Annotated in this window: 9 protein-coding genes, 2 tRNA genes and 2 riboswitches; of the genes, 5 read left to right on the top strand and 6 right to left on the bottom strand. The window is 67.8% G+C overall.

What is annotated here, in order from left to right:
• Window positions 1-85 precede the first annotated feature (85 nt).
• A tRNA-Gly gene (locus tag AC1KAT_RS15400) sits at window positions 86-161 on the top strand.
• Window positions 162-243: 82 nt separating this feature from the next.
• Window positions 244-317: transfer RNA gene (locus AC1KAT_RS15395), tRNA-Cys, on the top strand.
• Between the two features lie 78 nt (window positions 318-395).
• Here the strand turns inward: AC1KAT_RS15395 and AC1KAT_RS15390 are convergent.
• Window positions 396-1553: a hypothetical protein gene (locus AC1KAT_RS15390; protein WP_480327472.1), complete on the bottom strand. Its 1158-nt coding sequence runs from the start codon at window positions 1551-1553 to the stop codon at window positions 396-398.
• Window positions 1554-1567: 14 nt separating this feature from the next.
• Window positions 1568-2188 (bottom strand): TetR/AcrR family transcriptional regulator, encoded by a 621-nt coding sequence (locus AC1KAT_RS15385; protein WP_480327470.1) that lies wholly within the window; start codon window positions 2186-2188, stop codon window positions 1568-1570.
• Between the two features lie 103 nt (window positions 2189-2291).
• Between AC1KAT_RS15385 and AC1KAT_RS15380 the strand changes: the two genes are divergently transcribed.
• The 3 genes from AC1KAT_RS15380 (at window position 2292) to AC1KAT_RS15370 (ending at window position 6497) form a co-directional block, all read left to right on the top strand.
• Window positions 2292-3143: a metal-dependent hydrolase gene (locus tag AC1KAT_RS15380; protein WP_480327468.1), complete on the top strand. Its 852-nt coding sequence runs from the start codon at window positions 2292-2294 to the stop codon at window positions 3141-3143.
• A gap of 280 nt (window positions 3144-3423) precedes the next feature.
• A complete protein-coding gene (locus tag AC1KAT_RS15375; RefSeq protein ID WP_480327466.1) occupies window positions 3424-5994 on the top strand; it encodes a S8 family serine peptidase in 2571 nt (856 codons plus the stop codon).
• Complete coding sequence (locus AC1KAT_RS15370; protein ID WP_480327464.1) at window positions 5991-6497, top strand: protease complex subunit PrcB family protein; 507 nt, start codon at window positions 5991-5993, stop codon at window positions 6495-6497. The genes AC1KAT_RS15375 and AC1KAT_RS15370 overlap by 4 nt, the downstream gene beginning before the upstream one ends.
• 34 nt (window positions 6498-6531) lie before the next feature.
• On the opposite strand, the gene gcvP is transcribed toward AC1KAT_RS15370, so the two are convergent.
• The 4 genes from gcvP to AC1KAT_RS15350 all read right to left on the bottom strand — a co-directional run bounded on the left by gcvP (window position 6532) and on the right by AC1KAT_RS15350 (window position 12254).
• A complete protein-coding gene (gene gcvP, locus AC1KAT_RS15365) occupies window positions 6532-9435 on the bottom strand; it encodes an aminomethyl-transferring glycine dehydrogenase (RefSeq protein ID WP_480327462.1) in 2904 nt (967 codons plus the stop codon).
• Between the two features lie 152 nt (window positions 9436-9587).
• Window positions 9588-9962 (bottom strand): glycine cleavage system protein GcvH, encoded by a 375-nt coding sequence (gene gcvH, locus AC1KAT_RS15360; RefSeq protein ID WP_480327460.1) that lies wholly within the window; start codon window positions 9960-9962, stop codon window positions 9588-9590.
• An 80-nt stretch (window positions 9963-10042) separates the two neighbouring features.
• Window positions 10043-11164: a glycine cleavage system aminomethyltransferase GcvT gene (gene gcvT, locus AC1KAT_RS15355; protein ID WP_480327458.1), complete on the bottom strand. Its 1122-nt coding sequence runs from the start codon at window positions 11162-11164 to the stop codon at window positions 10043-10045.
• Between the two features lie 60 nt (window positions 11165-11224).
• A riboswitch (glycine riboswitch) is annotated at window positions 11225-11334 on the bottom strand.
• Window positions 11335-11345: 11 nt separating this feature from the next.
• Window positions 11346-11457, bottom strand: a riboswitch (glycine riboswitch).
• 56 nt (window positions 11458-11513) lie between these two features.
• Entirely contained in the window at window positions 11514-12254 is a 741-nt protein-coding gene (locus tag AC1KAT_RS15350) for a hypothetical protein (RefSeq protein WP_480327456.1), read from the bottom strand.
• Between the last annotated feature and the right edge of the window lie 9 nt (window positions 12255-12263).

The following is a 12263-nucleotide window of genomic DNA, read 5'->3' as shown; positions in this document are numbered from 1 at the left end:
TACTGCGAGCTTCGGTTGATACAGCAAACGCAGCAGCGAATGTTGAATAAATCGAAGGTCACCAAGAGGTTTTCTCAAGGTGTATGCGGGAATAGCTCAGTTGGTAGAGCGCAACCTTGCCAAGGTTGAGGTCGCGAGTTCGAGCCTCGTTTCCCGCTCCAAATTCAGAAAAGGGAAGCTTCGTGCTTCCCTTTTTGCCAAGATGGCAAGCCACCGAGCAAAGGGTGGTTCAGCAAGCATTAAGGCGCGGTAGCAAAGCGGTTATGCACCGGATTGCAAATCCGTGTAGGTCGGTTCGACTCCGGCCCGCGCCTCCAAACACTGGCTCGTCTTGAGCTGCAAACGCCTCGGATCCTCCGGGGCGTTTTTGTTTGTGGCTTCGTTGCGCAGAACGCTCAGGGCGCGTCGGGCAGCACGATGTCGGTGGTACCCGGCCGCACCCAGCGCGCGTGCTCACGAGACGTGTCGATGCAACCGCCTTCTGCATATACGCCTTTGGGATCGCGCAGGCGCGCCATGCGCTCCAGCACGCGCGGCAGTTCTTCGGGGTCGTTGAGTGTTTGCGCGACGCGCGCTCGCACGATGCTTTCGTCCATCTGCCATTCGCCCTGCTCATCGCGGTAGGCCCCGTGACGCCAGTGGTAGATCTCGATGCACTTGGCGTTCATCGAGAAGGGCTTGCGGCGTTCCCAGAAGTTGGTGAAGAGGCCGTTGCCGAGGTAGAACACCCAGGAGCCTTCGTAGCCGGTCACGTCGGACGACGGTTCGTCGGGATTGCGAAACCAGGTGCGGTCGCCAGGCACGAAATAGCGCGGTGGCAGCGGTGCATCCATCGAGCCGTATTCGCGCAAGAAGACGTCGTGGAACAGCCCCGACATCACCGCCTTCGTCTCGCTCTGGCGTTGCAGGCGAGCCAGCAGGTCCGGATTGCAGCGCGCCGCTTCTTGGGCGATGCCGAGCAGGATGACGTACTCGGTGGCGCGGTAGCACGAGAACGAATACAGCGTTTCGTTTTCACCCGGCTGCGTGGCCTTCAGCAGCGAATCGACCAAGGACTGGCCGGGCAGGATGGTGAAGCCCTTGCCCTGCGCGTAGGTCCAGCAATCGGCCGGGCGCTCGGCTTCGGTGGTGTGAAAGTCGAGGATGGTCTTGCGCGCCGCCTGCACGATGTTGCGGCGCACGTAGATGCCGCTCAGCAGTTCGTCGGCGCTCGGGAAGGGAAACGCCAGCGGGCTGGCCAGGAGGGCAATCAGGATCTCGCGTTCGAGGTCTTCGGCGCGAGCCTCGGTGTCCAGGCCGAGCGTCTCGCACAGGCGCAGCGTGTCGTGTCCGGGAGTCCAGGCCACTTGGGTGTCTGCGTTCAGCACGACCGCCAGTACGCGGCGGCCGTCGGTGTCGTGTGTGTCGGCAATCTGCACGCGGTCTGACAGTCCGTGCAGCCGCAGCACGGTTTGCAGGCCGTGCCGTGCGGCGTCGCGCTGCGCATCGGTTTCGGCCCAGATGTGGATGCCGCCCTGCACACGGGGCAAGGCTGTGCCGCTGGCGTGGGTCATGAGGCTCCTCGGGCTCAAGAAGCCGCTACGGCACTCACGAGCCGGGCGACGAGGGGGGTGAACTCGACCAGCCGATCGGCCTGGTTCTGTTCGATCGATTGCAGGATGAGTTCGTTGACCGCGCCGACGACGCCCATGGCCATGGCCGGCGGCATGGGTTGCGAGTGGCCTGCGGCCGGCGCATTGACCACTTGCAGCAGGAAGTTGGCGAGTTCTTCGTTCACCTGGCGCCGCGCTCGCAGGCCTTCGGCGCCGAGGTTCAGCACTTCAATGAAGAGGGTGCTCAAGAGCACAGGGTTGCTCGCCAGCTTCGAGAGGTAGGCGTTGAGCGCCGCTTCGAGCTGCTCGTGCCAGTCGCGCGTGGGGTCGATGGCTTCGACCAGCACCGACAGCGCCTGCCGGCTGGCTGCCTGGTACAAGGCGATGAGGCAGGCGGACTTGCTGTCGAAGTGCTCGTAGAACGTGCGACGCGACACGCGCGCGTGCGCCGCCAGGTCGGCGATGGTGGTGTCTGCGAAGCCTTTGCGAGCCACCGTCTCGGCCATGGCTTCGAGCAGGCGCCGGCGATGGTCGGAGTTGCTCACCGGTGCTGCCGGCACGGGTGAGGGGGGCGGCGTGTCGAGGACAGCGGTCATGGTTGTCGGGTCATCATTCGGTACTTGACGGTACCTGCAGGGATGGGCACATTGCGATGGATTGTCGTGCCCGCGGCCGGGTGCTTATTCTGGGAGTATCAACATGACCGACCTCGTCGTGCGTCGCCTCTTGATCGACCTCAAGCCTGCCATCGAGCGGCACTGGGCGGCGGGTGATGCGTTTCGCACCGCGCTGTTCAATGCATTGTCCATGAGCTTCCCGGTGGGGGAGCAGTTCTTCATCGACTCCGTGCGTGACGGCGTCAAGCAATTGCCCCCTGACCAGCGCGAGCGTTTCGCCACGGAGGTGCAAGGCTTCGTGGGCCAGGAGGCAACGCACCGCCGCATCCATGCGCTGTTCAACGGTCACCTCGAACAACAGGGCTACATGAACGCGTGGGAGACCCGCATCACGCGGCGCATCAAGAAGCTCGACGGCGTGGATGTGCGACACCGTGTTGCCGTGACGGCCGCGACCGAGCACTTCACGGCGATCCTTGCCGAGTGGATGCTGGCGCACCCCGAGGCGCTCGAAGGCAGCGAGCCGCGCCTGCAGACGATGTGGATGTGGCACGCGGCCGAAGAGTCGGAGCACCGCAGCACCGCCTTCGATGTCTACCGCGCGCTCGGTGGCAACCACGCGTGGCGGGTGCGGTGGTTCCGTGGGGTGACGCTGTTCTTCCTGACCGACGTGCTGCGCCAAACGGTGCGCAACCTGTGGCACGACGGCACGCTGCTCAAGGTCTCGACTTGGCGCAGTGGCTGGTCGTACCTGTTCGGCAAGACCGGGCTGATTCGCGAAACCTATCGTCCATGGCGCAGCTACCTGTCGCCCGATTTCCATCCTTCGCAGCAGGACGACCGCCGCTCGGCGGACTGGTTGCGAGACAACGCGTCGCAGTTCAAGCCGGTGGTTCCCAGCGCCACGCCGGCACCCCAGGAAGCCGCGGCGTGACCTGACGTCCGGCGCGTCCGCGTCTTGCACCCGGGGCGGGTCTCGCTGTTGCCCATGCCAACAACTTCATGGGCGGGCCGGGTGTATCGTCCCTTCGCCTGAACTGAGTGGTCAGTCGGGGCGCAAGGAGAACGGGTCGATGAAGCGCAAGTTGGCGGTGAGTGGTTGGATTGCACTGGGTCTGCTCAGTGCTTGCGGGGGTGGAGGTGGCGGCGGGGGCGAGGCGCCGGCACCCGCGCCAACGGTGCTCTCCGGCACCATTGCCGTGGCCGAAACGGCCATGGTCGACTCTGACACCAACGACATCAACCAGACCGTGGCCACTGGCCGCAGCCCCAACAATGGCATCAACGCCGCGCAGCCGATCACCTCGCCGCTGCTGCTGGTGGGCACAGTCAACGTCGCAGGCGTCGGGCCCGAGGGGGTGACGCAGGCGTCGGGCGACCCGGGTGACTACTTCAGCGTGCGGCTGTCTGCCGGCCAGGTGGTTGAACTGGAATTCGCCGCCAGCCCCGCCACCAACGACCTCGACCTGTACGTGCTGTCGTCCACCGGCACGCAGCTCGGCGCGTCAGACAGCGCCGATTCGCGCTCCGAGTGCATCGAGGTCACGGCCGATGGCACCTACACCGTGCTGGTGTCGGCTGTCGCGGGTGCCTCGATCTACAACATGCGCATCGGCGCGCCTGGCACCGCGGGCAGCTGCGCGCAACGCACGACCTCGGCCCGTTTCGATCCACAAGAGCTGCTGGCGCGCCCGCGTGCCGACGCACGCAGCCTGGCGGTTGCGCTGCAGCAGCAGACGGGCATCGAGACCCGCGGCCCCGCCGATGGCCCGCAACTGCTGCGTTTCTCGAACGAAGCCCTGCAGCGGGTGATGCGCATGCGCAGCAGCCCGAGCGGGCAGGGCAGTGGCATCAGCAAGTCGTTGCCGACCGCCACGGCGACCGAGGACGGCACCCCGGCGCCCTTGCGCGCCTTGATGGCGGCCAAAGCGCTGCGCGCGACCGGCCACTACGCGTACGCCCACCCGAACTGGATCATGGAGCGCCATGCGCTCACCGGCACCTACCCGCCCGAAGACCGCAACTACCCCTACCAGCGCTGGCACTACGAGCAGATCAATCTGCCTGACGCCATGGCGCGCATCGACGCGCTGCCCAACAAGGCCACGCTCTTGCAGCAGCGCCCCGTGGTCGCGGTGATCGACGATGGCGTGATGCGCAACCACCCCGATTTCAGCGGGCAGCTGCTGGCCGGTTGCCGCTTCGTGCGCAGCGAGGGCGCCGCGCAGTGTGGGGGGCAGGCCATCAACAACGGCGACAACACCGCCACGGCCGACCAGTCGCCGGTGTTCCACGGCACGCACGTCGCCGGCACCATCGCGGCCGCGACGGACTTCGCGGGCACCAGCGATGTCAACCCGGACGGTGGCGCCGGCGTGGCACCGATGGCGCAGATCATTCCGCTGCGGGTGTTTCCGGCGGCGTCGGGCGGAGCGAGCAGCTTCGACATCATCCAGGCCATGCGCTATGCCGCGCGCTTGAGCAACGATTCAGGCGCGTTGCCGACCCGCCGTGCCGATGTCATCAACATGAGCCTGGGCAGTGACTCCGCCTGTGCGACGGGCTACCAGCAAGCGATCGCCGAGGTGCGGGCGGCCGGCACCCTGGTTGTCGTGTCGGCGGGCAACTCGGGCCGCAACGACCTGGGCCAGCGCGTGGCCGTCGGCGCGCCGGCCAATTGCCCGGGCGCCATTGCCGTCAGTGCCACCGACGCGCGAAGCCGGCTGACGTATTACTCGAACACCGGCGCGGCGCTCGACGTGGCTGCACCGGGCGGCGACCTCGGCCAGTCGGCCAGCGGCACCGGCTCGCCCGACGGCGTGTACAGCGACATCGGCACGTTCAACGGCTCGACCCGGGTGCCGTCGTTCGGCGCGATGATGGGCACGTCGATGGCGGCGCCGCATGTGTCGGGCGTGCTCGCGCTGATGCGCTTCGTCAACCCCAATCTCACGCCCGCGCGTGTGGACGAACTGCTCGCTGCCGGCGCTCTGACCGACGACCTCGGCAGCGCGGACTTCGACAACGACTTCGGCAACGGTCTCATCAACGCGCGCAAAGCGGTCGATGCTGCGTTGACCGACGCCGGCAACCCGCCCCCACCGCCGCCGGTGCGCATCGTCGCGTCGCCCTCGACGCTCGACTTCGGCAGCTTCCAGAGCGAGGGCAGTTTCGAGTTGACGGCCGCGGACACGACCGCCGAGACGGTGGTTTCGGTGGTGTCAAACAACGCGGCCGTGACCGTGACGCCCGCGCTGCAACCGAACGGCGGACTGGGCCGCTACACGGTCACCGTGAACCGCAGCGCCTTGTCGGGCACGGGCAGCTTCTTCCCACGCATCACGGTCACGCTGAGCCCGGCGCGCAGCATCGTCATCCAGTTGAGCGTCACCAAGCCTGCCGTCGGCAGTGGTGCCCGCGTGGGCAGCTACGGCCCGATGTACGTGCTGCTGCTCGACCCCGATGCGAACGACATCATCACCGTGCTCGCCGAGGCCGGGCCGGCCGGCTACACCTGGCGCTACAGCGGCTACACCGGCCGGCGGGTGTCGATCATCGCGGGCAGCGATCTCGACAACGACAACTACATCTGCCAACGCGGCGAAGCCTGCGGCGGCTACCCGGTGCTGTCGCCCTCGAACGACCTGCCGGTCATCGACATCAGCGGCAGCCGCAGCGATCTGAGCTTCCAGGTGGCGCCCTTGAGCGGCATGGGGACGCAGTCTGCGGGCGCGGCGAGGCCGCTCGGCTGGCGGCGCACGCCCTTGGCTGGAGGGCAGCAATGAAGGGCGCGGTGGCGACCGTCGTGCTGGCCGGCGTGGTGTTGGCCGCTGCCGGGTGTGCGTCGGCGGGGCGCCCTGGCGCGGTGTCGTCCGTGCAAGCGCGCACCGTGCAGTCGATCACCCAATGCCCGTTTCTCTCGCCGAACGAGGCAACGCAGTTCGACATCTTCGACGACGGCGCACAGTGGTCCACGCGGCTGCGGGGCAAACCCAGCGACGTGCTGCAGCGCGAGGTGCGCTGGGCCGACGAGCGGGTGCTGTTGTTTTCGATCGGCCGCCAGCCCACGCTGGGCATTGGCGTCGGGCCCATCTCGAACCGGTTGGAGGTGCGCGGCGGCACGCTCGACCTGCGTGTGAAGGTCACACGCCCCGGGCCCGACCAAATGGTGGGCCAGGCCTTGACCTGGCCCTGCGTGCTGGTTGTCGTGCCCCGCAAGGGCTGGGACACGGCCGTCGTCACCGACGAGCAGGGCACCAAGCTCGCCGACCCGGTGCTGGTGCGCTGAGCGCTGTCAGCGCACCGGGTGGCCAGCCCTCAGCTCAGCCTTCGTACTCGCTGACCGGCACGCAGCTGCAGAAGAGGTTGCGGTCGCCGTAGACGTTGTCCACGCGGCCGACTGGCGACCAGTACTTGGCCTGGCGCAGGCTCTTCACCGGGAAGGCCGCGTCTTCACGCGTGTAGGCGTGCGGCCAGTCGGCCTTCATCAGCGCGGCGGCCGTGTGCGGTGCGGCCTTCAGCGGGTTGTCTTCGCGCGGCCACTGGCCTTGCTCGACACGCGCGATCTCTTGGCGGATGGCGATCATCGCGTCGCAGAAGCGGTCGAGCTCTTTCAGCGGCTCGCTCTCGGTCGGCTCGACCATCAGCGTGCCCGCCACCGGGAAGCTCAGCGTCGGCGCATGGAAGCCGTAGTCGATCAGGCGCTTGGCCACGTCTTCGGCACTGATGCCCGACGAGTCTTTCAGCGGGCGCAGGTCGAGGATGCACTCGTGCGCCACGCCGCCACCCTTCACGCCAGCTATGTTGCCGCTGTAGTGGATGTCGTAGTGGTCGGCCAGCCGCGCGGCGATGTAGTTCGCGCTCAGGATGGCCGTCTCGGTGGCCTGCTTCAGGCCGTCGGCGCCCATCATGCGCACGTACATCCAGCTGATCGGCAACACGGCCGCGTTGCCCAGCGGCGCGGCGCTCACGGCGCCCACGTTGGTCTCGCTGCCGAGGCCGGCCGAGCGATGCGCGGGCAGGTAGGGCACGAGGTCTTCGACCACGCACACCGGGCCCACGCCCGGGCCGCCACCGCCGTGCGGAATGCAGAAGGTCTTGTGCAGGTTCAGGTGGCTCACGTCGCCGCCGAACTCGCCCGGTGCGGCCACGCCGACCAGCGCGTTCATGTTGGCGCCGTCTACATAGACCCGGCCGCCGTGCTGGTGGATCAGCGCGCAGAGTTCTTTCACGCGCGTCTCGAACACGCCGTAGGTGCTGGGGTAGGTGATCATCACGCAGGCCAGTTGGGCGCTGTGCTTTTCGCACTTGGCCTTCAGGTCGTCGAGATCGACGTTGCCATCGGCGTCGCACTTGGTCACCACCACCTGCATGCCCACCATCTGCGCGCTGGCCGGGTTGGTGCCGTGCGCCGACTCGGGAATCAGGCAGATGTTGCGGTGGCCCTCGCCGCGCGCTTCGTGGAAGGCCTTGATCGCCAGCAGCCCGGCGTATTCGCCCTGCGAGCCGGCGTTCGGTTGCAGGCTGATGCCGGCGTACCCCGTGGCCTGGCACAGCCACGCACGCAGCTGCTCGTCGAGTTCGTTGTAGCCAGTCAATTGGTCTTGCGGCGCGAAGGGGTGCACGTTCGCAAACTCGGGCCAGGTGATGGGGATCATCTCGCTGGTCGCGTTGAGCTTCATCGTGCAGGAGCCCAGCGGGATCATCGTGCGGTCGAGCGCGAGGTCCTTGTCGGACAGGCTGCGGATGTAGCGCAGCATCTCGGTCTCGGAATGGTGCGTGTTGAACACCGGGTGCGACAGGTAGGGCGTCTTGCGCGCCAGCCCGGCCGGAATCAAGGACGCAATGCCCGCTTCGAAGCGGCTCCACACCGCATCGGCCTGGGCCGGCTGGCCGCTCAGCACCGCCACGAGCGCGTTCACGTCGTCGCGCGTGCTGGTCTCGTCGAGCGTGATGCCCACCGTGCCGGCCGAGTCGCGCCGCAGGTTGAAGCCGGCCTTGCGTGCGGCTTGCATCACCGCGTCGGTCTTGGCGCCGGTCTCGACCTGCAGCGTGTCGAAGGCCTCGGCGTGCGTGAGCGTGAGGCCCGCGGCCTTCAGCGCGGCGGCCAGCACGGCGGTGTACGAGGCCACGCGCTGGGCTATGCGCTTCAAGCCCGCCGGGCCGTGGTATACGGCGTACATGCTCGCCACCACCGCCGGCAGCACCTGCGCCGTGCAGATGTTCGAGGTGGCCTTCTCGCGGCGGATGTGCTGCTCGCGCGTTTGCAGCGCGAGGCGGTAGGCCGGGTTGCCGTGCGCATCGACGCTGACGCCGACCAGGCGCCCCGGCATCGAGCGCTTGAACTCGTCTTTCGTCGCCATGTAGGCGGCGTGCGGGCCGCCGTTGCCCATGGGCATGCCGAAGCGCTGCGTGGTGCCGACCGCGATGTCAGCGCCCATCTCGCCCGGGGGCGTCAGCAGCGTCAGCGCCAGCAGGTCGGCCGCGACGATGGCGAGGCCACCGGCCGCATGCAGCGCGTCGATCACCGGCGTGAGGTCTTGCACCACGCCGTTGACGCCCGGGTACTGGAAGAGGGCGGCGAACGCCCCGGCCGTGGCCGCCGCGTTGGCCGGGCCGGTGACCACCGTGATGCCCAGCGGCTTGGCGCGCGTCTGCACCACTTCGAGCGTCTGCGGCAGCACGTCGTCGGCGACGAAGAAGGTGGTGCTCTTGCTCTTGCCCACGCGCATGGCGAGCGTCATGGCCTCGGCGGCCGAGGTGGCCTCGTCGAGCATCGACGAGCCGGCGATCGCCAGGCCAGTGAGGTCGCACACCATGGTCTGGAAGTTCACCAGCGCTTCCATGCGGCCCTGAGAAATCTCGGCCTGATACGGCGTGTAGGCCGTGTACCAGGCGGGGTTTTCGAGGATGTTGCGCAGGATGACGCCCGGCGTGATCGTGCCGTGGTACCCCTGGCCGATGAAGCTCTTGAGCAGCTGGTTCTTCGACGCGATGCCTTTCAGCTCGGCCAGCGCCTGCGCTTCGGTCAGCGGCGCGGGCAGTTGCATCGGCTGCGGCCGGGCGATGGCGCGCGGCACGATGGCGTCGATCAGCGCCCGGCGCGAGGCCGCGCCGATGACCGACAGCATGTGGGCCTCGTCGTCTTCCCAGATGCCGATGTGGCGGGCTACAAATTCGCTCGCGTTTTCGAGCGCGTCAAGGGGCTTCAGGGCAGACATCAGCATCGGGTTTCCAGCAGAACAAAAACGGTGCCTTCAGGCCCCCGCGGGCCGTTCGCACTGAGTTTGCCGACGCGCCGCGAGGGGCTTCGACAGGCTCAGCCCGAACGGGGCGGGTGGTGAGGCGGGCATTGCAAAAAGGGCGCGAAGAAAGAAGCTCAGGCGTTCTTCACGAGTTCGTCGTAGGCGGTCGCGTCCATCAGGCCGTCGAGTTCCGACGTGTCCGACAGCTTGACCTTGAAGAACCAGCCCTTGCCCAGCGGGTCGCTGTTGGCCAGGGCCGGGTCGGTGCGCAGTTCTTCGTTGACCTCGACCACCTCGCCCGTGACGGGCATGTAGATGTCGGCGGCGGCTTTCACCGACTCGACCACGCCGGCGACTTCGCCCTTGGTGAAGCTGCGGCCGACCTCGGGCAGGTCCACGAACACCACGTCGCCCAGCGCGTCTTGCGCATGCACGGTGATGCCCACGACGGCGGCCGCGGTGTTGTCGATGTTGATCCACTCGTGCTCGGCGGTGAACTTGATGCTCATGGGACGTCCTTGAATGAAAGGGAAAAGGGGCGGTGATGAATAACGACAGCGGTTGACGCGCGGCGAATGCCGCACGCGGCTCAACCGCGGTGGTAGCGGTGCGGCGTGAAGGGCATGCCGTTCACGCGCATGGGGTAGCGCTTGCCGCGCACCTCGGCATACACCTCGCCCGCCGGGTGGGCGTGGTTGCTGGCGAGGTAGGCCATGGCGATGGGCTGGTTGACCGTGGGCGACAGCGTGCCGCTGGTCACGTGGCCGAGCGGGTGGCCGGTCGCATCGACCAGCTTGGCCCCTTCGCGCACCGGGATGCGCTCCAGCCCCAGCAGGCCCACGCGCTTGTTGGTGGTGCCGTTGGTCAACTGGCGGTCGATGTACTCGGCGCCGGGGTATCCGCCGGCGCGTGCGCCACCGGCGCGGCGCACCTTCTGGATCGCCCAGGTGAGGCCGGCTTCGACCGGCGTGGTGTTGCTGTCGATGTCGTGGCCGTAGAGGCACAGGCCGGCTTCGAGCCGCAGCGTGTCGCGCGCGCCCAGGCCGGCGGGCTTGACCTCGGGTTGCTGCAGCAGCGCGCGGGCCAGGGCCTCGGCGTGCTCGGCAGGCACCGAGATCTCGAAGCCGTCTTCACCGGTGTAGCCCGAGCGGGTGACGAAGCAGTCGGCGCCTGCGAGCCTGAAGCTCGCGCCCGTCATAAACACGAGCCCCGCCACGCCTTCGTTCAGGCGAGCCAGCGCCTTCACGGCCTGCGGGCCCTGCAGCGCGAGCAAGGCACGCTCGGGCATCGGGATGACTTGGCAGCGGTGGCCGATGTGCGTGGTGAGGTGGGCGATGTCGGCTATCTTGCAGGCCGCGTTGACGATCACCAGCAGGTCGCTCTCGCGGCGCGTGATCATCAGGTCGTCGAGGATGCCGCCGCTCTTGTTGGTGAAGAACCCGTAGCGCTGCTTGCCCACGCCCAGGCCGAGCACATCGACCGGCACCAGCGATTCGAGCGCCTTGTCGGCCTCGGCCCCCACCAGGCGCAACTGGCCCATGTGGGACACGTCGAACAGCGTCGCCGCTTCGCGCGTGTGCTTGTGCTCGGCGATGATGCCGCCCGGGTAGTTGACCGGCATGTCGTAGCCGGCAAAGGGCACCATCTTTGCGCCCAGTTCGAGGTGGAGCGCGTGCAGGGGGGTCTTGAGCAGTTCAGGGGCAGCAGACATGGCGGGCTCCGAGGGCATTCGATCGGTCGGCACCCTGCCATTTCGGGTGGGGTGCCGTGATGTGCCCTCGATGTCCGCTTTACCTGAGAGATTGGCGGTGACTGCATGCAATCACCACTTGCCCCTTCGGTGGACCCACTCGGGGTGGGCCTCTCTCCAGCGAGGAACGCCCCTCACCGAGAGGCGCTTGCCAGTCCTTTTGCCTGAGCGTTCGAACGCGTTTTCGATGCGTCCTGCGCCTTCGGCGGCCCCTCGTGAATGGTCACTCGGAAGCTCTCTCCTGACGGCCGGCAGTGTAGCCCACGCGCCTGCTTCAGCGAAGCGTTTTCGAGGCTTCAGCGAGGCGTTTTCACGGGGCCGGGTCCCACAGCAAGGCCAGCGACAGCGAGGCCGCCAACACCGCATCGCGCAAGGGCTCGGGCGCCCCCGCACGCAGGTGCACCACCGGTGCCGTCGAGTCGGTCAGATCGACCGCCGCCAGCGTTTGACCCTGCTGAGCGAAGAGGTAACCGGTGGGCGTGCCCAGGGGCAGGGGCGAGCCCTGCACGCGGTGGCTGGCCCGCACCTGAAGCGTCACGCCACCGAGCGTGAACTCGCCTTCACGCGGCGCCGGGCCGGCCTGTGCACTGCTGCGCGCTTCGCGCAGAACGAGGCGGCCACCCAGGCTGCCTGCGCTGTAGTTGCAGACGTAGGCCAGCGGCTGGGTTTCGAAGCGAATCACGCCCATCTCGCTGCTCGTGCGGCGCATGTCGCAGCGGCCTTGCAGGGGGGGCGAATCGCTGGCCAAGGGCAGGGTGAAGCTGGCCATCGCGCCGTCTTTGGCCAGTGCGTCGCCGAAGAGCGACAGGCGCGTCGCGCTGCGCTTGAACTCGCCCTGCAGGCCCGCCACGCGGAAGCTGCCTTGCCGCGATCCGCCCAGGCCCTCGATGCGCAGCGGCGCGGTGGCCAGCCCCTCGGGCAGGGCCATGCGCGCCGGTTGCACGAGGCTGCAGCCCGCGAGGCCAGCCGCCATCCACGTGCCGAGTGAAAGCGCGACCATCGAAAAGGCGGCCCGAAGGCCGCCCAGGCTGCGTGCTTGACGCGGGTTCATCGCGCGCCG

This window comes from Piscinibacter sp. PDB5-1, assembly GCF_056676035.1.
Note: the sequence above shows the minus strand (reverse complement) of the source record. Positions and strands in the feature narration are given on the sequence as shown.